Source organism: Sporosarcina sp. P34 (assembly GCF_002743375.1).
Classification (GTDB): Bacteria; Bacillota; Bacilli; order Bacillales_A; family Planococcaceae; genus Sporosarcina.
On record NZ_PDZC01000009.1, the window covers coordinates 96,675 to 119,014 of the forward strand.

A 22,340-nucleotide genomic window follows, 5' to 3' on the forward strand; every position below is an offset into this window, starting at 1 on the left:
TAACTCACCGACAACCGCGCTATTCCTCTGAAACACCGCGCCTAACTCACTGACAACCGCGCTATTCAACTGACAGACCGCGCCAAACTCACCGGCAACCGCGCTATTCCAATGAAACACCGCGCCTAACTCACTGACAACCGCGCTATTCCACTGAAACATCGCGCTAAACTCGCCGACAACCGCGCTATTCCAATGAAACACCGCGCTATTACTCTGAAACACCGCGCCAAACTCACCGACAACCGCGCTATTCCAATGAAACACCGCGCCTAACTCACCGACAACCGCGCTATTCCAATGAAACACCGCGCTAAACTCACTGACAACCGCGCTATTCCTCTGAAACACCGCGCCTAACTCACCGGCAACCGCGCTATTCCACTGAAACACCGCGCTAAACTCACTGAAAACCGCGCCATCCCCCTAACAAACCGCACCTTCCAATCAAATCCACTTACCATACAACACAAAAAATCCGTACAACGAGTGTTGTACGGATTTTTTCATGTTACGTAAATAGCTTCGCCAGCACTTGATCTTTCGCTGCGACTCCTTGATCGATACAGTCGGGTAAACCGACTCCATTATAGGATGCACCCGCAAGCTCGACCATCGGGAACGCGGATTGTATTTCCTCCCGCGCGCGTAAGACTTTCTCTTTATGACCAACGCGGTATTGCGGTCGGTCCTCTTTCCAGCGTGTTATGATACAGAAATCCGGTTCACCTTCAAGCTTAAGAATGTCTTCCAAGTCTTTGCGAACGATTTTCTCTATTTCAGCATCTGGTAAGTCGACAATCGCTTCTTCCCCAACGCGTCCGACGAATGCACGCACCATCACTTTATCGTCAGGTGTAGTTGTCGGCCATTTACGGTCGACCAGTGTACAAGCTGTAATGGAATGATTGCTGCTGCGCGGTACTAAGAAACCCGTCCCATCAATATCGCTTTTCATCGCATTTTTTGGGTAACCTAAAGCGACAGTTGCGACCGATGTCGTCGGAATCGTTCCTAGCTCTTTCAACAGACCATGTGGTTCAAACAAATGACTCGCTACGGTATGACTTGTTGACATGATTACCGCATCCGCAACGATTTGCTGTTGATCATTCAATGTCAGAACGGCGCGGTCATCTTGTTTCATTATGCTCGTGACACGCGTACCTTTCATAACGTTGACATCTGTCAACTGTTCCTCAAGCGCTATTACTAATGAATCCAGACCATTTTTAAGAGTATGGAAAGCTCCCGTTTTCTTCGAACTATGACTGTTCTTTTGTGGCAGTTGTTTAGGAGTGGTCTTTCTCATTCCTAAAATTAAGCTGCGGTGATTTTTTTCCACTTCATAGAACTGTGGAAAAGTTGATTCCAGACTCATATGATCGATATCACCAGCATAGACGCCTGACAATAATGGCTCAATTAGATTTTCTACCACTTCTGTACCGAAGCGACGCCGGAAAAACTTGCCGAGCGACTGATCTCCAGTTATTTCCGAACGTGGTAATACAAAGTCGCCCGCCGCACGTATTTTACCGCTCAGACTAAATAAACCGGATGTAATAAAAGGTTTGATTTCTGTCGGTACACCCATAACAGCACCTGCCGGGATTTTGTGCATGTGATTATGCAGATAGATATACGCTTGCCCTGTTGCGTTTCGGACAAGCTGATCTCCTATACCCAGTTCAGTCGCTAATTGGTCTACACTTTTTTTACGGATCAAAAAGGAGTCCGGACCGCGTTCGATTACATAGCCGTCTCGACGGACTGTTTGGATTTTTCCACCAAGTTCTGTCGATGCTTCGATCATCATGATGTCTATGGGGAGTCCTTGTTCACGGGCATCTTTTTGCATATAGTACGCTGCAGCGAGACCCGTGATTCCGCCGCCGATTATGACTACTTTTTTTCGTTCACTCATGTCCTTTTTCACTCCGATCCAATTGAATTCATTTTGTTGCGTGTAATTGATCCATCACGGCATCAGCCATTGCATCAATGAATAAAGGATCGGTATTCGGCATGGCAGGTCTGTGATACGCTGCGCCGATATCGTCACATACTACTTTACACTCGTAGTCGTTATCGTATAGAACTTCCAAGTGATCCGATACGAAACCAACTGGTGTGTAAACGAATGATGTATATCCTTTTGTTTCAAATAGGTCACGTGTTAAGTCCTGTACGTCCGGTCCTAACCAAGGCTCAGGTGTTTGACCTTCACTTTGCCAGCCAAGTGCATATGTTTTCACGCCTGCTGCTTGTGTGATCATTTCTGCCGTTTCTTTCAACTGATCAGCATATGGGTCACCGTTAGCCAGAATCTTTTCCGGTAACGAGTGGGCAGACACGATCAAGCATGAATTCTTACGCTCTGTCTCGTCCATCGCATCATAAGTTTGACGCAATTGGTTTGCCCAGTACTCGATAAATTTCGGTTGCTTGTACCAGCTTTCAACAGAAGTAAGTGTAATCCCGTGCTTGTCCGCTTCCTCTTGCGCACGACCGTTGTATGATTTAACGGAGAACGTAGAGAAATGTGGTGCCAATACAATGGATGCTGCTTCAGTAATACCGTCATCATGCATTTTTTGTATGGCATCTTCGACGAATGGCGCAATATGCTTCAGACCGACATAGACTATAAATTCTATTTCGTCTTGTGCTTCATTCAAACGTGCGCCTAATGCGTCCGCTTGATCATCTGTAATCCGCGCAAGTGGTGAAATGCCTCCGATTGCTTCATAGCGATTGCGAAGATCTTCCACTTGTTCCGGAGCCGGCGGACGGCCTCTACGGATGTGCGTGTAATACGGCACTAGATCGTCATAGGAGTTTGGCGTTCCATACGCCATAACGAGTAAGCCCATTTTCTTTTTCGTCATCATTTTCACCTCATGGTTGGATTGTTATTTCGAACGTAATTCTCTACTATATTCATGTACGAAAGCTGTTAAGCGTTTCAAGGTTGCAGGTTTTACTTGAGGGAATACGCCGTGACCTAAGTTGAAGATGTGGCTACCGTGCTCTACACCTTGTTCAACAATAAGCTTTGCACGTTCTTCGATGACTGACCAGTCCGCTAGTAACATCGACGGATCCAAGTTTCCTTGCACTGGTTTTGTGATACCGCGTTCACCAGCTTCTTTTATAGACAAGCGCCAATCCAATCCAACTACGTCGACTGGTAGGTCGTGCCATTCGTTCGCCAAGTGGCTTGCACCTACTCCGAATGTAATCAATGGAATATTTAATTTACGAAGTTCTGAGAAAATACGAGTCATCGTAGGTTTAATGAAGATTCGGTAATCCGATACATTCAATGCGCCTACCCATGAGTCGAATATTTGCACGGCTTTCACGCCAGCTTTAACTTGTGCTTGGATATAACTAATCGTCATATCAGCTAATTTATCCATCAATGCGAACCAAGCTTGTGGCTCAGACACCATGAAGGATTTTGTCAGGTTATAGCTCTTTGAAGGGCCGCCTTCAATCATATAACTCGCCAGTGTAAACGGTGCACCAGCAAAACCGATCAGTGGTACATTCAATTGTTCTTGTGTCAGCATTTTGATCGTGTCCAACACATAAGGAACTTGCTCCTCTGCTGAAAACTCGCCTAAGTTTGCGATGTCTTGTGCAGAACGAATCGGATTGGAGATTACAGGGCCCACGCCTGATTTAATCTTTACGTCTACTCCGATACCTACAAGTGGTGTAACAATATCTTTATATAGAATAGCTGCATCTACATCATATTGATCTACTGGAAGTTTTGTTACATACGCACATAATTCAGGCTGATGCGTAATTTCTTCCAAGGAGTATTTTTCTTTGATTTTAAGATATTCCGGCTGTGAACGTCCTGCTTGACGCATGAACCAAACTGGCGTGTGTTCAATTTCTTCGCCTCTCGCAGCACGTAATAGCGTATCGTTAAAAGTTGACATATTCAGAGATACCTCTTTCCATATTTTTAATTTCTAACACGTAACTCTTATACGTTCTCATGATAAACCGTTGAAAGGTCAATGTATAGTGAATTGCGCCTTTGTCATAATTTTGTGCTAGGACACCCCTCACTTCTGCCATGCTTTAGACAATCATTCCTCACTTGCTTGCAATTAGTGTTTGATTCGGGAGGTTTAAGGGAATTACTATAGGTAGAATCATACACTGGTATAGAGTGCTTTTCATTGAACTTAGCACAGACGATCGTTACTAGCCAAAGGAGGAATTTTATATGAATATTTATATGACAACTGGAACGATGGGTTTTATGGAGAAAATCAAAGACCAACATGCTGATGAGTCAATACTTTTAATGAATGGCGGCGGCAATACGCTGTTGCTACATGAGACGAACGGCAAAAGCATATTTCAAACACCGAGGAAGTTCGAAGTGGTAGGTTCTTACGGTAACCTAACAGAACCTGGATTCTTCGCAATGGACAATGTCGCGGTGACAGATGAAGGAAAACCTATTTTCGAACATCAGTACAAGCACCTAGGCGAAAAACTGCAAAACATGCCCGGTTTCGTAGCTTACCGCTTACTGCGTCCAATCGGATCAGATACGTATACATTGCTGACACAATGGACAGAGCGACGTTTGTATGACATCTGGTATAACTCCCCTGGTAATCAATTATCCGATAAAACGGTTTTCAAGGATGCAGGTGGTGCTACACAACATATCTTCACAAGCGCTCCATATACTACACATTATAAAACACCTACTGAAGAGGTTTGACGTTTTGACGTCAGACCTTCTTTTTTATGTTGAAAGTTGTCACCTCTAAAATTTACACATGACATTTAGTCACTTCATTTATTCAAAAGTTTAAAACACGTAGTTTGCGATGTGGCCTACTGCTTGCTATACTGAACGAGTTGATTGACTTATTTGTCTATTTGAAAGGGGTTTTATTAATGAGAGAACAATTATTTCAGAAACTGGAACAATCGTATGACGATATGGTAGAGATTCGCCGATATTTACATATGAACCCCGAAGTTTCATTTAAAGAAACGAAAACCGCAGCTTATATCGCTGACTTTTATAAACGTCTTGGAGTAGAAGTACGTACTGGAGTAGGCGGCAATGGTGTCGTAGCAAGAGTCAAAGGTGCAAAGCCAGGAAAAACCGTTGCTTTGCGAGCAGACTTTGACGCATTACCTATTCAAGATCAAAAAGATACACCATACGCATCCACTGTACCTGGCGTCATGCATGCATGTGGGCATGACGGCCATACCGCCACGCTCCTTCAATTAGCAAAAGCTATGAATGAAATGCGTGAAGAGCTATCTGGCGAATACGTATTTATCCACCAACATGCGGAAGAATTGGCTCCAGGCGGCGCCATTGCGATGATCGAAAACGGCTGTTTAGATGGCGTCGATGTCATTTTCGGCACGCATCTATGGTCACTTTTCGAATCGGGTGTCATCTATTATGCTTCAGGCCCAATCATGGCTGCAGCGGATCGATTCAATATTACCATTCAAGGGGCTGGCGGCCACGGTGCATCTCCCCATCAAACAAAAGATGCTATCGTAATCGGTTCTCAGCTCGTGATGAACTTACAACAAGTGGTCTCAAGACGTGTTGACCCCATCGAATCAGCTGTACTATCCATCGGTTCATTCGTTTCAGAAAATGCCTTCAATGTCATCGCGGATCAGGCAGTTCTAAGCGGAACCGTTCGTACATTCACAAACGACGTACGCGACTTGATGGAAAAAGAAATTAAGCGCGTAGCTGAAGGTACAGCGATTGCAAACGATTGCGAAATCACCGTGGAATATTTCCGTGGCTATCCAGCAGTGGTCAATCATGAAAAAGAAACGGACTACCTGAAAACTGTCGCTGAATCCATTGCGGATCTAAGTGGTGTAGAAGAAATGCAGCCTCAAATGGGCGGCGAAGATTTCGCGTACTATTTGGAAAAGGTTCCAGGCACGTTTTTCTTTACAGGGGCGCAACCAGCAGATGCGTATCCACACCATCACCCTCGTTTTGACATTGATGAAAAAGCTATGATTGCAGCAGCTAAAACATTAGGTGCCGCAGCGATTGAGTATCAGAACTGAAGTAAAAAATATACTGAAGATATCCCTTACAAAGGTATGGGTATCTTCAGTTTTTATATTTCGCCATAACAGTAGTGTTTGAAGAAGAATGAATAAATTAGAGCGAAAAGAGGTACATGTAGCTTATATAAAGTTTTAGTAAGTAGCAGCATTATGTCGTTACACATGCTTTTTCTGTGCGTGTTTGCTCCTAAGATCGTTGTTCAGCCGGCAATGTTAATTGGCTCCCGTGGTCCATCGCAAACGCTTCCGCTTGCAACATTGGATCACCGTCGCTTCCTTCCCTTCCCATAACGATTCGATAAAATTCATCATATTAATAGAACATTTACTATTTTCCAACATTACAGTTGATTTTAGTTTTTTCTATACTATAATTAATACGTATATGGTCCTATAAAACTGGGGGGAACAACATGGCTAATCCACATTATCTGTCATCTTATATTGTTACATTTCATACTTTTGCATTACTTCATGGACAACATGCAAATCCCTACTATACAAAAGTAGTGGAAAGCGACCGGACTTTTATTGTCGAGAAAACTCCCCTAGAAATTATGAGAGATTCTTGTGCGCATTACCGTTCCAACTTTGAATCCATTATTAACAGTTCCAAAATGGATTTGAAAAATCGTCCAAAACCACCCATCATGCTGACACATTCAAATGACCGGCCTTTATTATTTTTCCCTTTATTGTCCCCCACGTTACATAAAAACTCATGGGTAGCCTATCATGCAGTAAAAGACGCTGTTCAACACGAGGACGGCGTGACCGTTATGTTGAAAAATGATACGCAAATGCAATTAGATACTTCGATAGCTACTGTGTATCGCCAAATGGCGCTATCACATATTTTGTTTCAACGATTTGAAAATGCGCAAGAGGAATTGCGAAGTTCCTATTATATGATCATGGAGCCGAAGAGTTCTGATTCGACAATTTCCTAATATACAGATTCAGTAACTCTTCTGATCGGTTACGTAAGCGAACATTCAAATAGCGACGCATATCTTGATAGCCATCATGTAAAAATACATATTCCGTAAATAGTTCATCTGTTGAATGGCGTATCACTCGCATTTTATGCTTTTGTAAATACAAAGCAGTGGTTCGTAAATCAGCAGAAATTGTGTTCATCGTTTCGTCTATCAAATTTAGATAGGGACTTTTCAATTTAAACGGAACCTTCTCCAGTAACTGACGATCACGTTCCATAATCGTCAATAGCATAGGTAGGTAAATGTAGTTTTCCAAATATGGCATTGCCTCTGCGGGGATCAAAGGCATGGATATCGCCTCCTAATAGAACGTATGTTCTTTAACTGATTATAATTCCTTTAGCGAAGAAAAGCAAGTACTCTTAGTATGGCTTTTTTTTGCATAAAAAAACTTCCAGTTGTACGCACTGGAAGTTTTGTCGCTCAATCGATAGTGAAAATACGTTTATTCGTTTCCTGGTTCATCACCAATAAAGTGGATAGAGAACACTTTCCATGCCCCATCTTCTTTAGTGAAAACAGTTACTTGGCGGCCTTCGGGTGCATTTTCTACTCCTGTCTCATTGTCCGTGAATGTCGTTTTCAACGTAGAAAAAACCTGGGCACTATCCTTTGAATATTTTACAATCGTTTCATTCTCTGTTTCGCGTTTCATCGTAGTATTCTCAAGCATTTCTTCCATAGCCTGACGTTCTTCTTCCAGATCATAGCCTTCGGTAGAAAGTGTAGCGAGATAACCTTCTACGTCTTGATTGTTCAATGTTTCGATATAGCGTTCAAAAGCCGCTAGAATTTCTTCTTTGTCTTCTTTTGGCACATCCGTAGCTTCTTCCACTTGGTCGCCTGACATGCTGAACCCTACTTTTTTATCGTCCACTCCATGATCGATAGCACCATTGCCCGGTGCAGCTTCGCTAGTTTCTGGATGGTTCTCATTTGTTTCCTCTGCGTTACCACATGCGCCTAATACGAGCGCTAAAGCCATGGATGCGACTGCCACTTTTTTCTTCATATGCTCCTCCTACGTAGAGAAAAAAGGCCTCCCACGTACAAAGACCTTTTTTCATTCTATTATTATTTTACTTCTACCCAACCATTTTTGATTGCTGTAACAACCGCTTGTGTACGGTCATTTACACTCATTTTTTGCAAAATACTAGAAACGTGGTTTTTCACCGTTTTTTCTGAGATGAAGAGCGTTTCACCAATCGTCCGGTTACTCTGGCCATCTGTTAATAATTGTAGAACTTCACATTCGCGCTTCGTCAATAAATGAAGGGGGCGACGAATGTCGTTCTGCTGGAAGGATCCTTTATGTTCTCTCTCACTCAAACGACGGAATTCTGTTACTAAATTATGCGTAATTTTTGGATGTAAGTAGGATCCACCATTTGCTACTACTTTGATTGCTTGAATAATTGCGTCTGCATCCATTTCTTTTAGCATGTAGCCAAGAGCGCCTGTTTTCAAAGCATGTGTAACATAGGACTCGTCGTCATGAATCGATAGCATGATAACGCGCGCATCCGGAAACTCTTTCACTAATTGCTCCGTCGCGTCTACACCATTCATGCGTGGCATATTAATATCCATCAGCACTACATCTGGTTCATACTCTCTATACAATTCAACTACTTCGACACCATCGTCGCCTTCTGCTACTACGTTAAACGATTCTTCAAAATCCAAAATTCGTTTAACTCCTTCACGGAATAATTGGTGATCATCTACTATCAAAATTTTTGTCGCTTCCATATCCTATTCCTCCCAGTAATTACCTTACTTACAGATCTTCGTCCAATGGAATTTGAAAAAGAATCGAAGTGCCTTCCCCGACTTTCGAGGTGACTTTCATTTTTCCTTTCAATAACTCTACACGTTCTTGCATTCCAATGAGACCGAATGATTTCTCTTTTACTTCATTTGTATCAAAGCCGAGGCCTTGGTCTTTAATCAATATATTAACCGATTCACGTAACCATTCGATTTTCACCCATATTTCATCAGTTTTCGCATGCTTAATACTGTTATTCACTGACTCTTGTATGAGACGGAAAATACCTACTTCAAAATTGGAAGCAAATCTTTTTTCTGCTCCGTTACTTTGAAAATGAATGATTAGCGGCGCCTCGTATTCGCTAATGGTCAATAAATACTTTCGCAATGTCGGAACAAGTCCTAAGTCATCCAAAGCCATGGGTCGCAAATTATAAATGATACGACGCACTTCAGATAACGCTCCCCTAACCATTTCTTTTAGGTAAGACAGCTCTTGCATTGCTTCTTCTGGACCTTGCCGAACAAACGTTTTTTCGATTAAACCAGAGCGCATCAAGACATTAGCTAGCATTTGCGCGGGTCCATCATGAATATCACGTGATAACCGTTTCCGCTCTTCTTCTTGTGCCTGGATAATCTGAATCGCAAAGTCTTGTTTATGGCGTGCCGTTTCCAGTGCTGTACTTACATTTTTCAAATCAGATGTTAAATATGTCATCACAGTGGTTACTTGGTTAACAAGCTGGTCTGCTCTTTCAATTGTAGAGAGCAGCAACTTAAGTCGACGTTCAAGTTCATCCCGTCTTTCACGAAGTTGTTTCTCTTCCATTTTATTAATGGAGGCGCGTACAAGCAAGTCATTTGCCACACCATACGCTTGTTTAACTTCTTCTTCACTATATGTTACAAAGTCTTTTGATACAGTAGCAAGACGCTGTCTAGAATGGCGTGATAGGTTCTCTAGGGAATCACCTTCAGCTATCACATGAGAAATACTATCTTTTACTTCTGCTAACTCTGTTTGCATCTCTTCAAAACTTTTGCGGCTTTGTTCGCTAATTAAGAAGATGTCGCTTTTTGAACGATCCATTACATTAACCATGTTGCCAAATATTTTCTCCATCTGTTGAATGTCAATAGCCTTGTCGCTCAAATAACTCCCTCCCGCACGTGTTTTTGTGAAGATTTGCAAAGTGAGCATTATTGCAGTTTAGCCTAAATACTTATACACTTCTTATACAGTATATCATTTTAATGATGAGAAAGTATTATAAGTATATTACAAATGTAGGGGGCACGACAAATGCGAGCAAATTATAAAACCGTAAAACTGTACGGAGAGAGTGAATTTATCATCCAAAAATCCCGTTTTCTGTCATTTGTCAAAAGAGTCGAGACAGAACAAGAGGCATTGGACTTTATTCAAGACATCAAAAAGGACCATCATACAGCTACACATAATTGTTCAGCTTATATTATAGGAGAACATGACCAGATCCAAAAAGCGAATGATGACGGTGAACCTTCTGGTACAGCCGGCTTTCCTATTTTAGAAGTTCTAAAAAAGCAACACCTAAAAGATACCGTGATTGTCGTCACTCGCTATTTCGGCGGCATCAAACTCGGCGGTGGCGGATTAATCCGCGCTTATGGCAAAGCAGCTTCTGAAGGCATTGCCGCAACAGGTGTTGTGGAAAGAAAATTGCATGCACTAGTTAAAGTTTCTATTGATTACACATGGCTAGGTAAAGTAGAAAACGAAGTACGGCAATCCGACTACCCGTTAAACGACATCGTCTATGAAGAGGACGTTGAACTCTTTTTATATGTTCCTGAAGAAGATCAAGAGATTTTTGTAGAATGGATGATGGAATTAACGAACGGCCAGGCAACCATTGCCACAACCGGACATAAATTCCTAGAGTTCGACATCTGACTATACGTCCAATCGAAAAGCAGGTATAATGGTAGAAGGTGGATCCTATGAGCAATAGGTCTGATTTTATTTGGTCACTATGGATTTTTATGTGAAGATGTGTAACTCATCACCAGAATCAACTTCCCATAGATTCGCCATTGACGGTTTTTTTCTGCCGCACACCCTGGAGGTTAAAAATGAAAAGAGAAGAGTATCGGAAAAAGAAGGTTTCTAAAACGAAGCGCTTTTTAAAAATAGTATTATGTACGTTCTTCATCGCAGCTATAGGTGTTTTCGCTTATGTATTCAAACTTCATAACCAAGCAATGAATGTACTAGATCGTTCGTATGAACCTATCGCCAAGCAAGATCCGCCAGAAATCTATGTAGAACCTGCAAAAGATAAAGTGTCGATTCTATTGATTGGCGTAGACGAAAGCGAAGCACGCCAGGATCGTGAAGTGCACGGAAGATCAGATGCTTTAGTGCTTGCAACGTTAAATCCTAGAACTAAAAGCATCAAACTCGTCAGCATACCTCGTGACTCCTATGTTTATATTCCACAGGTAAACTATAAAGATAAAATTACACACGCCCATGCGTACGGTGGAACGAAAGCTTCTATTGATACAGTTGAAGAACTATTTGATGTTCCAGTCAACTATTACGTCAAAATGAACTTTAATGCATTCATCGATGTGGTAGATGCACTTGGTGGTGTAGAAGTTGAAGTTCCATACGAGCGTATCGAGAAAGATGAAAACGATAAAAATGCGATTCATCTAATGCCAGGAATTCATCGCCTAGACGGACGCCACACATTGGCTTTAGCACGTACTCGTAAACTAGATAATGATATCGAGCGCGGTAAACGTCAGCAAATGATTCTTCAAGCCATGATCAAAGAAGCGACATCGATTACATCCATTACAAAATACGGGGACGTCATCAATGCGCTTGGCGAAAACATGAAGACTGATATGACATCCAAGCAAATGTTGTCGTTTATTCAGTATATAAAAAGCGGACTACCGGACGTAGATACCATCACATTGACAGGCTATGACGATATGTCGACGGGTACGTACTATTACAGATTAGATGAACAGAAGCTAGAAGAAGTAAAGCAGATTCTAAAATCCCATTTAGGATTCATCCCAGACTCCTCTTCTCTAACCGAGCTAGACACGGATCAATCCTCCGCATCCGTTCAAACCAATTATCAATAATTCATTCAGAAGCGATGTGACCTTCACTGGTTTCATCGCTTTTGTTATAGATAGGGAAAAATGAGTGGGTTCGATTAAAGAGTGTTAATTAACTAGTGGTTTGATAGTACATGGAAGTTATTAACTGACTTAATTTTGTTCATCGAATTTATTTAAATGCAAATACAAGTTCACAAGTTGAAATAACTTTCACTTTCACTTTATAATTTCAGAAAACCAAACTAGTTGATCGTAAGTGGAAGGCGGCGACTCCCAGAGGATCAGCGTGCGCCTTGAGATCCCGCAGAAGCGAAGCGCACGAGGAAGCTCAAGCCACGCCCTCGGGAAAGCGTCCACCTGGAACGTCGATCAACGGTACCCTCCCCCTCACCAATCACTTCATCTTTATACATTTCAACATAAAAAAAGCCCCCATCCGCTTCACAGCAGACAAGGACTCGTTTTACTTATTTACCAATCATGCGTACTAAATTTAACAACGGACGATAATTCGCCCCAGCCAAACCAATCAACTCTACAAACAGTTCAATCACAAGCAGCATGACGAAGATCAGAAGCAATGCGCCCCACACTGTGGCTTGTGAGAACAATACAGCGGCTGCTCCAAATAGAATCGCAATACCATAAATCGTAAGGACAGCTTGTCTATGCGAGAAACCTACGCGCAATAAACAGTGATGCAAATGCGACTTATCTGCAGCTGTAATAGACTGCTTCATGCGAACACGTCTAACAATCGCGAAAAATGTATCTGAAATCGGAACACCTAGCATGATAATCGGAATAACTAGTGATACAACGGCAACATTTTTAAAGCCGAGTAATGCCAGTACCGAAATCATAAATCCGAGAAACAGCGATCCAGTGTCGCCCATAAAAATTTTCGCCGGATGGAAGTTGAACAATAAGAATCCAAGCGAACTAGCTGCCAATATGGAAGCTGTAGCAGCAACAAAGACATCTCCCATTAATAAGGCCATTACCGTAATAGCAATGAGCGCAATCGTGGAAACACCTGCTGCTAAACCATCTAATCCATCAATCAAATTGACGGCGTTCGTGATCCCGATGATCCAAATGATCGTGATCGGAATACTTAAATACCCAAAGTCGAGCTGTCCAAGGAACGGTAAGTTGATGAATTCAATTTGTAATCCGCCCCATAGGACAACAACTAACGCAGCCGCTAGTTGGCCTAACATTTTTGCTTTTGCTGTGATTTCCAGCATATCGTCTAAAAAGCCAATCATGACGATCAGTACCGCACCGATTAGGATGCTTACTGCGTGCTCGTCTTTCGGCAATAATATAGCATATCCAATAATAAACGCTCCGAAGATTGCGAGCCCGCCGATTCTAGGCATGATTCTCGCGTGAACTTTCCGATAATTGGGGCGGTCAACCGCACCGATCCGATACGCGAATTTGATGACTAGCGGTGTTAGTATGATTGCAGCGATAAAAGCTACAGACATTGCAATGAATAACATGTCTTTCCTCCCCAAATAACATTAAGTACATATCTCCTTTTAGTATAACATAATTTTTGCTAGAGTTCATCATTTAGAATGCATTACTCATCTATTCCCTTACTTGCTTACTTACAAACCCTAATTAACACCGCCACAACAAAGATTTAACCATTTCACATATGGTAAATTTTGATCAATCTATTGTTCTTCTCTATCTATATATAGATAGTCTTTTATCGATCCTTTTGGTAAAATAGATAGGAATCTCTCATTTAAGATGGAGATTTATAAAGGAGCGTCTAATTCATGTTAAAAATCTTTAAACGTAAAACTGGAACGAGTGAACGACAATTGCGTAAATATCGCAAAATTGTGGAGCAAATTAATTCACTTGAACCTAAATATATCGCTATGTCTGATGATGATCTATCTGGAATGACAGATCAATTCAAACAACAGTTAGAAGACGGTGCAACTGTCGAGACCATTATGCCGGATGCATTCGCAGTCGTACGTGAAGCATCTAAACGGGTTCTCGGTATGCGCCATTTTGATGTGCAACTAATCGGTGGTGCAGTATTGACGGAAGGTAATATTGCTGAAATGCCGACCGGTGAAGGGAAAACACTCGTCGCTTCTCTCCCCTCTTATGTACGCGCGCTTGAAGGTAAAGGCGTTCACGTCATCACAGTCAATGATTATCTGGCAAAACGAGACTTTGATCAAATCGGTCAAATTCATCGTTTCCTCGGATTGACTGTTGGATTAAATGTTCCGATGATGCAAGGACCAGCGAAGCAAGCCGCCTACGAAGCAGATATTACGTACGGTGTAGGAACAGAATTCGGCTTTGACTATTTACGGGATAATATGGTGCAACACACTTCTCAAAAAGTGCAGCGACCTTATCACTTCGCTATTATCGATGAAGTCGACAGCGTCTTGATCGACGAAGCGAAAACACCATTAATTGTAGCAGGCAAAACGCAAGCCGATGCGGATCTCCACCATATTGCAGCCCGCCTAGCCAAGCGCTTTAAAGTAGATGAAGATTTTGACTTTGACGAAGCAACAAAGGCAACTTCCCTTACCGAACAAGGTATTGAAAAAGTCGAGAAAGCATTCGGTATTGGGAACTTGTATGATTTAGATCACCAAACACTTTATCACTACGTCATCCAGGCTGTCCGTGCGTTTGTCATCTTCAAGCGTGATGTCGATTACATCGTACGAGACGGAAAAATTGAATTGGTAGATATGTTCACTGGCCGTATTATGGAAGGTAGAACTTTATCAGACGGTCTTCACCAAGCAATTGAAGCAAAAGAAGGCGTCGATATTACAGACGAAAATAAAGCACAAGCGCAAATTACCATTCAAAACTATTTCCGTATGTATCCAAAGCTTTGTGGAATGACGGGTACTGCGAAAACCCAGGATAAGGAATTCCGTGAAGTCTATAATATGGATGTAATTCAAATCCCGACGAACCGCCCACGTGCCCGAATCGATGCACCAGATTGCGTTTTCAGAACGACAGAAGAAAAGTATAAAGCAGTAGCAAAAGAAGTAGCCGCTCGTCACGCAAAGGGACAACCTGTATTGGTCGGTACTACATCCATTCTCCAGTCCGAAGCAGTCGCCAAGTATTTACGGGATGAAGGATTGAAGTTCCATCTATTAAATGCAAAAAGTGTCGAACAGGAAGTTTCATTGATTTCCGAGTCTGGGCAAGCGGGCAATATTACCGTCGCTACGAATATGGCAGGTCGTGGAACGGATATCGTTCTAGGTGAAGGCGTGGAAGAAAATGGTGGACTATTTGTATTAGGTACAGAAAAACATGAAAGTCGCCGTGTAGATAATCAGTTACGAGGCCGTTCAGGTCGTCAAGGAGACCATGGAGAAAGTCAATTCTACCTTTCTTTAGAAGATGAAATGTACATGCGCTTCTCTCCTGAAGAACTCGAAAAATTTTTGCCTAAGGTCCGTACGGATGAGAATGGTAAAGTACTGAACCCTGAAGTACATGAACTGACGGAGCGCACACAACGTATCGTGGAAGGCGCGCACTTCTCTATGCGTGAATATAATCTAAAATTAGACGACGTCATCAATGATCAACGTGAAGTCATCTATTCATTACGCAATCGCGTACTTGAAGGCAAGGACATTTTCGATAAACTTAAGACGATGTTGTCAGAAACAGTGGAGTTCGTTGTGTTAGATAGTTGTCCAGAAAATGAAATTGCCGATAACTGGGATTTCGATCGTATCGAACGGACTATGAACGCACTTTTACTGACTCCGGTGAATCTTCCCCATTCATTAGATAGAACCGCAGATATATTGAAAGAGTACGATGAAGAAATGGCAGAGTTGTTTGCATTTATTGACACGTTCACTGATAATGAACAAGTGAGCCAACTGTTGCCACAAGTCATGTTGAGCTATATTGACACGATGTGGGTGAAGCATTTGGAAGTAATGACTCGTCTAAAAGAAGGAATTGGATTGCGTTCATACGGACAAGAAGATCCTATGCGTATTTACCAGCGTGAAGGCTTGCAGTTATTCGCCAAGCACTATCAACGCCTACGCCGGGATATCGCGTCTGAGATTATCGCATTCATGAAGCAACTCAATACAGAACAGGAGGTTTCCCAATGAAACTCTTCAATTTATTCAAAAAAACCGAAAAAACCGGATTGGACAGTACAGTTGAATCCGAAGAAATTTTAGAAAATGGTCAAGCTGTTTCAGGCGATGAAGATATTGAAACAGAATTATCTCTTCATGCGCAATGGAATCTAACACAGGAGCAGGAATATGTTTTTCGTTTCCTAGCAAATGAACTAGAGCCATTAAAACCAAATCAAATCTCCTTATCAGGTATCGATATCGATTTGGAGCCTGCAAACGGTAGCTGGTTAGTTAAAGCATTCTTCCGTTCTTCACTCGATCAAGCGATCACTGTAGGCGAAATCGAGTTATTACTACTTGATGAAGAAGGCAATACAGCCGCATCTGCAGAGTTCGATTTGAACGAGTTAGGTGAAATCCCAGCGCGCAGTGCACGTCCATGGGTATTCGTTTTCGAAAAGAACGATCAATTGGTAGAAGAAATCCCTGCAGCGAATTGGAAGCTTGCATTCAACGTTCACTCGATGATGCCACATCAGTTGGAATTAGCCCCAACATGGGAAGAACAACTACCTGCTGAGCAAAAAGAAGCGTTATCTAAAATTGTCAACGACTTGCCGAAGTTGAAGCCACGCGAAGTAAATATCGCCGGTTTCCAAATCCAATCACAAGATGATGGTACGATTGCAGCATCCGTTTTCGTTCGTAACGGCCACTCCAAACAAATCAATATTGAAAAGTTACCGCTTGAATTGATTGACGCAACCGGAGAATTGGTAGCACGAGGAACATTCGACCTCAATCCTCCACTTTCCGTGAAAGCAAACAGCACGACTCCTTGGACATTCATCTATCCTAAGGAATTGGTGAAGAAAGCAGAACCGGACTTCTCCCGTTGGACAATCCGTGTTCCACAAGACGCAACTACCTAATATTTACCGGATAAGATGGGACCTCCCCTTCTCTATCCGGTATTTTTTCACAAAAAAAATCGATCTTCCACGTAGGAAGATCGATGTCTCTTCTATTAAATACCTGCAACACGCTTCGCACCTATATAGCGCTTGCCCCAATACGTATCATTCACTCTATCTACACGCACACCTTTTGATGTAGAAGCATGTGCGAACTTACCATTTCCAACGTAAATTCCAACGTGAGAAACACCGCGTCCTGTTGTGTTAAAGAATACTAAATCCCCATTACGTAGATTTGATTTCTTTACAGCACGCCCTGATGCATACATCGCTTTAGAAGTTCTTGCTACTTTTAAACCATTTTGCTTGAATACATACCCAACATAACCTGAACAATCAAACCCTGCTCTAGTCGTACCGCCATAGCGATATTTGATACCCGTTAAACTAGTTGCTGTCTTTGTGATATTCGTTGTTTTACCCGCTGCATCTGCTTGTCCTGCAAATGGCGAGACGATCAAAAGTGTGGAAAGTGCTAAGACTGAAATAACTTTTTGTACTAGATTCATAAGTTCCTCCATGACAGTATGTATTTTTAGTAGTTTACTTGTCTGTTTATGTGTACTCATTTTAGCATTTGGCAAACTCTTAAAATATTACAGTAATGTAACAAGGATATTTCAAAATCAAACAATATATTACACTTGAAATATATGTGTCTAAAATTGGCAAAGCCATGTACTAGGTTGATTGTATTGCACAAAAAAAGACTACCCTAGAAGTCTGCTTGCACTTCCAGGATAGCCCCTAATATTCTACTCAATCAAGCTGTAAATCAGTGATCACAACTACATCCTCATGACGCAATAATTTTGTAATCGGCCACTCCGTTGTAATCTCTCCAGCTTTCAATTTCTCCATCGCCGGACGCTTCTTCTCACCAAATGCCACCATGATCAACTTCTTCGACTTTACAATAGAAGAGATTCCCATCGTCAATGCAATATTCGGAATCTTATCATCGTTTTCGAAGTACTGACTATTCACGCCTAGTGTAGAGTCTGTCAGCGTCGCAACATGTGTTACAGAATCGAATGGCGTGCCTGGTTCGTTGAATGCGATATGACCATTCTCCCCCACTCCAAGAAGTTGAATATCTAACGGGTGAGAGTTCAATTTGTTCTCGTAGTCTTTACACTCCTGATCTAAATCTTCCGCCATACCATTCGGAATATGCGTTTCTTTGAACGGCTTTTTACTAAATAGATGTTGATTCATAAAGTATGCATAGCTATTCGGGTTATCTGCGCTGATTCCGACGTATTCATCTAAATTAAATGCCGTAATATTTGAAAAGTCTAATGACGAATTAGTCCATTCATTGTAGATCGGAATCATCGTGCTGCCTGTAGCCAATCCCAGTACATGCAATCTATTATTATGAAGTTCTTCAGAAATCAGTTTAAATACTTCTTTGGCCCCTTCATCAGGGTTTTCTACTGTTATCCATTTCACATTTTCCATTTCACACACCGGCTTCCTAGGTTTTACCTAATAATAGTATAATTTCAATTCACCATACGGTCAACATGGAGTACATGTTACCCCACTCTGTATTCCCACATTTCCTCACTGTTACACTTGAATTTTCTTATGCATCTAATATATTTCCGCTAGTTCCTTCAACCTAGAACAAATTACAAATACAACAAAACATGTATGACAAAAGCATGTAAAGTGGTTGAACATATTGTGAACATTCCATTTAATCTTCTATTCATAGGGATTTCCCTAATTCTTTATTCCCCCTCTAGGATTATGATAAAAGTATGAATTCCATTTAGCGAGGAGGTGGCCGTATTGAGCAAGAAGATATCTTCTACAAATCAACCAAAAGAAGAAGCGAATTTAAAAGGTACCCTGATCATGGTTATGATCATCGGTATTATCATTCTTGTCATGTGGTTCGGCGCTTACGGATTATTCTTATCTAGATAATAACTAGCAGTAGAGGAGGAAACACTATGCATTTGCATAAGTATGAAAAAGTATGGATTGTGTTCGGTTTAGCATCATTGGTTTTATTCTTACTCATTATTGGCTTTGCGGCGTTCTGGAAAGGAACACATCCACAGAGTCATATCGAAACAATCGATCCACAAAATGTCGAAGCACACGAATCATTCCAACCTGATCATCTCGGTTTGACAGAAGTTGCTGACGGTAAGTACGTGGTCAATATTGTCGCTTCCGCTTTTCACTATGATCTCGGTAAAGAAGAAGACGGAACCGCTACTAAGACGATTCGCGTACCAAAAGGTTCCACAGTTCTTTTCCAAGTCACAAGTAAAGACGTCGTCCATGGATTCCAAGTGGCCGGTACAAACGTCAACATGATGGTCGAACCTGGTCATATTAGTCGCTTCGAATCCGTTATGAAAAATAACGGTGAATTCACAGTAGTCTGTAACGAATATTGCGGCATCGGTCACCATTTGATGTTCGGCACAGTGGAGGTGTACTAACCCATGGAATTATTTAATTTCTCCAAAAAAGAATCCAGACTGTATATGGCCTTTATGCACGTCACATTCATCTCCCTTTTAATCGGTGGATTGATGGGACTACTTCAGACGTTAGTTCGTTCTGGTAAATACACATTACCTTTCAACATTGATTACTATACGATTTTAACGACACACGGTGTCATACTCGGCTTAGTATTGACTACGTTCTTCATCGTTGGTTTCCAATTTTCTCTTATGGGAAAAACAGTCGGTATTTCAGACCAACAATTACTGTGGGGCTGGATTTCATTCTGGGTCATGTTGGTTGGTACAGTATTAGCTGCATGGATGATCTTAACAGGTGAAGCTTCGGTATTATATACATTCTATACTCCGCTTCGCGCACACCCTATTTTCTACATCGGTCTAACATTCGTCATTGTAGGGAGCTGGATCGCCGCTTTCACTAACTTCCGTCAACTATATGTATGGAAGAAAGCCCATAAAGGTGAAAAGTCTCCTTTACCAGCATTCATGGTAGTCATCAATATGATTATGTGGTTCGTTGCAACACTTGGTGTAGCATACTCAGTCATCGTATTGATCTTGCCTTGGTCACTTGGCTACGTCGCAACAGTTAACGTATTATTGACACGTACATTATTCTGGTACTTCGGTCACCCGCTCGTATACTTCTGGTTGTTACCTGCCTATATGGCTTGGTATGCAATTATCCCGAAAATTATCGGCGGAAAACTATTCAGCGATCCGTTAGCAAGACTAGCGTTCATTTTATTGTTGATGTTCTCGATTCCAGTCGGATTCCATCACCAATTGACTGAGCCAGGTATTGACCCAACTTGGAAGTTCATCCAAGTAGTCTTAACGTTCATGGTAGTCATCCCTTCTTTGATGACTGCATTCTCTTTATTCGCTACTTTTGAAATTACAGGCAGAAGAAAAGGTTATACATCTCTATTCGGCTGGTTCAAAAAACTTCCTTGGAAAGATGTTCGATTCTTAGCACCTTTCGTTGGTATGGTAGCATTTATCCCAGGTGGAGCAGGCGGTATCATTAACGCTTCTCACCAAGTGAACTCTCTTGTTCACAACACCATTTGGATAACAGGTCACTTCCATTTGACAGTTGCAACAACCGTTATTTTAACGTTTTTCGGTATTGCGTATTGGTTGATTCCTCACTTGACTGGACGCCGATTGACTCCTACATTGAATAAATTAGGTATCATTCAGACGTTCATTTGGGCAATTGGTATGACCATCATGTCAACTTCCATGCATATTCAAGGGCTAATCGGTGGACCACGTCGTTCCTCATTCTCGGAGTACGCAGGTGGAGATCAAGTTTCTACATGGATCAGCTATCAGATATGGCAAGCTGTCGGCGGAACCATCCTATTCGTTGGAATTCTATTGATGTTTTATATCTTCATTCAATTGGCATTCTTCGCTCCACGTGGTTATGAAGAATATCCAATCGCTGAAGAAGAAGTAGATGCTGAGAAATCACCGAAAATTCTGGAGAACTGGTATTTATGGGTTGGTATTACCATTGCATTAATTTTATTCGCGTATACGATACCGATGATCGATATTATTAAGCACTCTCCTCCTGGATCCATTCCATTTGACTGGCCTATAGGACGGTCTTAAACAGCAGAAAAGCCCTGAACAATCCGTTGCATTATCTCGAATTGTTTACGGGCTTTTTTCCATAATGTACCGATGCGATAAAATACACCTCAGCAATTTCTTATAAAATATATAATCATTATGAACAAGTAACAAGACTTCAGAACTGTTTCGAGATCGCAAAAAAAATTTCAGGGTACTTACACACGTATTAAATCTAACTAAATACTAATTTACTACATAAAGATAGTTCTAAAGATACGTTTAATATCCAATACTGTATTGTATGATAGGTTTATAGGTTTAATGACAAAATAATACTCTGCAGTACAAAGTACCAAGTCTAGTATACTAAAAGGAGATACGTCGAAATGAAGAAAATTGCCCTAGCCGCGATTGCCTCTCTTTTGCTTGCAACAAGCATCTCAGTTGGCAGTGTTGCTGCCGCATCGAAAACGCATGTCGTGCAAGCAGGAGATACTCTTTACAAGATATCCAATCAGTACAAGATTACGGTCACCGAACTAAAACGCCTGAATTCTCTCACTTCAAATAACATCAAAGTTAAACAGAAACTAATAGTAGAAAATAAAGTAACCTCTTCAAAAAATGTTTCTTCTACTAATTCATTGGGTACATTATCATCTAGCAAGCTAGTGACACAGCCAATTATCTCTATCCCTATTACTAGCCAGGCGCTAGGTAAAAAATTAGTAGATATTACGCAGCCTTTACTAGGAACTCCCTATGTATGGGCAGGTGTAACTCCGGCAGGATTCGATTGTAGCGGATTCATTTTTTATGCATTCAACGAAGCTGGCGTTAAAGTTCCACGATTAGATACAATCGGTTTCTATAACCGTTCTCTATTCATAAAAGATCCAGTAGTGGGTGATTTGTTATTCTTCCAAAATACATATCGTCCCGGCATCTCACATATCGGTATTTATCTCGGAGACAATAAGTTCATTCATGCGGGGACGAAAGCAATTGAAATCGCCTCACTGGATTCATCCTATTGGAACACACATTTCATGGGCTTTAAACGCTTTGTAGACGTAAGATAAATAACGGGTTGTCTTGTAAGTCATAATGACTTGTAGGACAACCCTT

The 22,340-nt window shown here is 41.5% G+C and carries 21 protein-coding genes; 11 read left to right on the forward strand and 10 right to left on the reverse strand.

Going from position 1 to position 22,340, the window contains the following annotated elements; all coding sequences use genetic code 11:
- Positions 1 to 511: 511 nt before the first annotated feature.
- From hemY to hemE, 3 genes are read right to left on the reverse strand one after another with little or no spacing between them, the layout of a single operon-like run.
- Entirely contained in the window at positions 512 to 1,927 is a 1,416-nt protein-coding gene (hemY, locus tag CSV63_RS13010) for a protoporphyrinogen oxidase (RefSeq protein WP_099696193.1), read from the reverse strand.
- Positions 1,928 to 1,955: 28 nt separating this feature from the next.
- Entirely contained in the window at positions 1,956 to 2,891 is a 936-nt protein-coding gene (gene hemH / locus CSV63_RS13015; protein WP_099696194.1) for a ferrochelatase, read from the reverse strand.
- A gap of 24 nt (positions 2,892 to 2,915) precedes the next feature.
- Entirely contained in the window at positions 2,916 to 3,959 is a 1,044-nt protein-coding gene (gene hemE / locus CSV63_RS13020; RefSeq protein WP_099696195.1) for a uroporphyrinogen decarboxylase, read from the reverse strand.
- Between the two features lie 293 nt (positions 3,960 to 4,252).
- On the opposite strand from hemE, the gene CSV63_RS13025 reads away from it, so the two are divergent.
- The 3 genes from CSV63_RS13025 (at position 4,253) to CSV63_RS13035 (ending at position 7,058) form a co-directional block, all read left to right on the forward strand.
- On the forward strand, positions 4,253 to 4,762 hold the full coding sequence (locus tag CSV63_RS13025; protein ID WP_099631136.1) for an antibiotic biosynthesis monooxygenase family protein: 510 nt from the start codon (positions 4,253 to 4,255) through the stop codon (positions 4,760 to 4,762).
- Positions 4,763 to 4,941: 179 nt separating this feature from the next.
- On the forward strand, positions 4,942 to 6,105 hold the full coding sequence (locus CSV63_RS13030; RefSeq protein ID WP_099696196.1) for a M20 family metallopeptidase: 1,164 nt from the start codon (positions 4,942 to 4,944) through the stop codon (positions 6,103 to 6,105).
- 416 nt (positions 6,106 to 6,521) lie between these two features.
- Positions 6,522 to 7,058 carry a competence protein ComK gene (locus CSV63_RS13035; protein ID WP_099696197.1) on the forward strand — a complete coding sequence of 179 codons (537 nt, stop codon included), beginning with the start codon at positions 6,522 to 6,524 and terminating at the stop codon, positions 7,056 to 7,058.
- On the opposite strand, the gene CSV63_RS13040 is transcribed toward CSV63_RS13035, so the two are convergent.
- From CSV63_RS13040 to CSV63_RS13055, 4 genes are all read right to left on the reverse strand, one after another.
- The gene (locus CSV63_RS13040) at positions 7,021 to 7,398 is read right to left on the reverse strand and encodes a YhjD family protein (protein WP_099696198.1); all 378 of its coding nucleotides are present in this window, start codon (positions 7,396 to 7,398) and stop codon (positions 7,021 to 7,023) included. The two genes, CSV63_RS13035 and CSV63_RS13040, sit on opposite strands and share 38 nt — an antisense overlap.
- A 156-nt stretch (positions 7,399 to 7,554) precedes the next feature.
- The gene (locus CSV63_RS13045) at positions 7,555 to 8,121 is read right to left on the reverse strand and encodes a nuclear transport factor 2 family protein (protein WP_099696199.1); all 567 of its coding nucleotides are present in this window, start codon (positions 8,119 to 8,121) and stop codon (positions 7,555 to 7,557) included.
- 62 nt (positions 8,122 to 8,183) lie between these two features.
- Positions 8,184 to 8,864: a response regulator gene (locus tag CSV63_RS13050; RefSeq protein WP_085132956.1), complete on the reverse strand. Its 681-nt coding sequence runs from the start codon at positions 8,862 to 8,864 to the stop codon at positions 8,184 to 8,186.
- Between the two features lie 28 nt (positions 8,865 to 8,892).
- The gene (locus CSV63_RS13055; protein WP_199203669.1) at positions 8,893 to 10,041 is read right to left on the reverse strand and encodes a sensor histidine kinase; all 1,149 of its coding nucleotides are present in this window, start codon (positions 10,039 to 10,041) and stop codon (positions 8,893 to 8,895) included.
- A 150-nt stretch (positions 10,042 to 10,191) separates the two neighbouring features.
- Between CSV63_RS13055 and CSV63_RS13060 the strand changes: the two genes are divergently transcribed.
- Positions 10,192 to 10,824, forward strand: a complete 633-nt coding sequence (locus CSV63_RS13060) for a YigZ family protein (protein ID WP_099696201.1) — start codon at positions 10,192 to 10,194, stop codon at positions 10,822 to 10,824.
- Positions 10,825 to 11,003: 179 nt separating this feature from the next.
- Positions 11,004 to 12,035: an LCP family protein gene (locus CSV63_RS13065; RefSeq protein WP_099696202.1), complete on the forward strand. Its 1,032-nt coding sequence runs from the start codon at positions 11,004 to 11,006 to the stop codon at positions 12,033 to 12,035.
- Between the two features lie 446 nt (positions 12,036 to 12,481).
- On the opposite strand, the gene CSV63_RS13070 is transcribed toward CSV63_RS13065, so the two are convergent.
- Positions 12,482 to 13,525: a glycosyltransferase family 4 protein gene (locus CSV63_RS13070; protein WP_099675390.1), complete on the reverse strand. Its 1,044-nt coding sequence runs from the start codon at positions 13,523 to 13,525 to the stop codon at positions 12,482 to 12,484.
- A gap of 288 nt (positions 13,526 to 13,813) precedes the next feature.
- On the opposite strand from CSV63_RS13070, the gene secA2 reads away from it, so the two are divergent.
- Positions 13,814 to 16,177, forward strand: coding sequence for an accessory Sec system translocase SecA2 (gene secA2 / locus CSV63_RS13075; protein ID WP_099696203.1), 2,364 nt, complete (start codon positions 13,814 to 13,816; stop codon positions 16,175 to 16,177).
- Positions 16,174 to 17,082, forward strand: a complete 909-nt coding sequence (locus CSV63_RS13080; protein WP_099696204.1) for an accessory Sec system S-layer assembly protein — start codon at positions 16,174 to 16,176, stop codon at positions 17,080 to 17,082. The genes secA2 and CSV63_RS13080 overlap by 4 nt, the downstream gene beginning before the upstream one ends.
- A 95-nt stretch (positions 17,083 to 17,177) precedes the next feature.
- Here CSV63_RS13080 and CSV63_RS13085 read toward each other — a convergent pair whose 3' ends face one another.
- Both CSV63_RS13085 and CSV63_RS13090 read right to left on the reverse strand, forming a co-directional pair.
- A complete protein-coding gene (locus CSV63_RS13085; RefSeq protein WP_099696205.1) occupies positions 17,178 to 17,636 on the reverse strand; it encodes a C40 family peptidase in 459 nt (152 codons plus the stop codon).
- Between the two features lie 250 nt (positions 17,637 to 17,886).
- Positions 17,887 to 18,591: a glucosamine-6-phosphate deaminase gene (locus CSV63_RS13090; protein ID WP_099696206.1), complete on the reverse strand. Its 705-nt coding sequence runs from the start codon at positions 18,589 to 18,591 to the stop codon at positions 17,887 to 17,889.
- 336 nt (positions 18,592 to 18,927) lie between these two features.
- On the opposite strand from CSV63_RS13090, the gene CSV63_RS13095 reads away from it, so the two are divergent.
- From CSV63_RS13095 to CSV63_RS13110, 4 genes are all read left to right on the forward strand, one after another.
- Positions 18,928 to 19,065, forward strand: a complete 138-nt coding sequence (locus CSV63_RS13095; protein ID WP_233192097.1) for a cytochrome c oxidase subunit 2A — start codon at positions 18,928 to 18,930, stop codon at positions 19,063 to 19,065.
- 26 nt (positions 19,066 to 19,091) lie between these two features.
- Complete coding sequence (locus CSV63_RS13100) at positions 19,092 to 19,592, forward strand: cytochrome c oxidase subunit II (RefSeq protein WP_099696207.1); 501 nt, start codon at positions 19,092 to 19,094, stop codon at positions 19,590 to 19,592.
- Between the two features lie 3 nt (positions 19,593 to 19,595).
- Entirely contained in the window at positions 19,596 to 21,248 is a 1,653-nt protein-coding gene (locus CSV63_RS13105; protein WP_099696208.1) for a b(o/a)3-type cytochrome-c oxidase subunit 1, read from the forward strand.
- A 350-nt stretch (positions 21,249 to 21,598) separates the two neighbouring features.
- Positions 21,599 to 22,294 carry a C40 family peptidase gene (locus CSV63_RS13110; protein WP_099696209.1) on the forward strand — a complete coding sequence of 232 codons (696 nt, stop codon included), beginning with the start codon at positions 21,599 to 21,601 and terminating at the stop codon, positions 22,292 to 22,294.
- Positions 22,295 to 22,340 lie beyond the last annotated feature (46 nt).

Excerpts from the sequence above, each read along its gene's own strand:
- CSV63_RS13045 (WP_099696199.1), bottom strand. The coding sequence starts at position 8,121 with ATGAAGAAAAAAGTGGCAGTCGCATCCATGGCTTTAGCGCTCGTATTA.
- CSV63_RS13110 (WP_099696209.1), top strand. The coding sequence starts at position 21,599 with ATGAAGAAAATTGCCCTAGCCGCGATTGCCTCTCTTTTGCTTGCAACA.
- CSV63_RS13035 (WP_099696197.1), top strand. The coding sequence starts at position 6,522 with ATGGCTAATCCACATTATCTGTCATCTTATATTGTTACATTTCATACT.
- hemY (WP_099696193.1), bottom strand. The coding sequence starts at position 1,927 with ATGAGTGAACGAAAAAAAGTAGTCATAATCGGCGGCGGAATCACGGGT.
- CSV63_RS13060 (WP_099696201.1), top strand. The coding sequence starts at position 10,192 with ATGCGAGCAAATTATAAAACCGTAAAACTGTACGGAGAGAGTGAATTT.
- hemH (WP_099696194.1), bottom strand. The coding sequence starts at position 2,891 with ATGACGAAAAAGAAAATGGGCTTACTCGTTATGGCGTATGGAACGCCA.
- CSV63_RS13085 (WP_099696205.1), bottom strand. The coding sequence starts at position 17,636 with ATGAATCTAGTACAAAAAGTTATTTCAGTCTTAGCACTTTCCACACTT.
- CSV63_RS13030 (WP_099696196.1), top strand. The coding sequence starts at position 4,942 with ATGAGAGAACAATTATTTCAGAAACTGGAACAATCGTATGACGATATG.
- CSV63_RS13040 (WP_099696198.1), bottom strand. The coding sequence starts at position 7,398 with ATGCCTTTGATCCCCGCAGAGGCAATGCCATATTTGGAAAACTACATT.
- CSV63_RS13080 (WP_099696204.1), top strand. The coding sequence starts at position 16,174 with ATGAAACTCTTCAATTTATTCAAAAAAACCGAAAAAACCGGATTGGAC.
- CSV63_RS13100 (WP_099696207.1), top strand. The coding sequence starts at position 19,092 with ATGCATTTGCATAAGTATGAAAAAGTATGGATTGTGTTCGGTTTAGCA.
- hemE (WP_099696195.1), bottom strand. The coding sequence starts at position 3,959 with ATGTCAACTTTTAACGATACGCTATTACGTGCTGCGAGAGGCGAAGAA.
- CSV63_RS13050 (WP_085132956.1), bottom strand. The coding sequence starts at position 8,864 with ATGGAAGCGACAAAAATTTTGATAGTAGATGATCACCAATTATTCCGT.
- CSV63_RS13025 (WP_099631136.1), top strand. The coding sequence starts at position 4,253 with ATGAATATTTATATGACAACTGGAACGATGGGTTTTATGGAGAAAATC.
- CSV63_RS13070 (WP_099675390.1), bottom strand. The coding sequence starts at position 13,525 with ATGTTATTCATTGCAATGTCTGTAGCTTTTATCGCTGCAATCATACTA.
- CSV63_RS13105 (WP_099696208.1), top strand. The coding sequence starts at position 19,596 with ATGGAATTATTTAATTTCTCCAAAAAAGAATCCAGACTGTATATGGCC.
- secA2 (WP_099696203.1), top strand. The coding sequence starts at position 13,814 with ATGTTAAAAATCTTTAAACGTAAAACTGGAACGAGTGAACGACAATTG.
- CSV63_RS13090 (WP_099696206.1), bottom strand. The coding sequence starts at position 18,591 with ATGGAAAATGTGAAATGGATAACAGTAGAAAACCCTGATGAAGGGGCC.
- CSV63_RS13065 (WP_099696202.1), top strand. The coding sequence starts at position 11,004 with ATGAAAAGAGAAGAGTATCGGAAAAAGAAGGTTTCTAAAACGAAGCGC.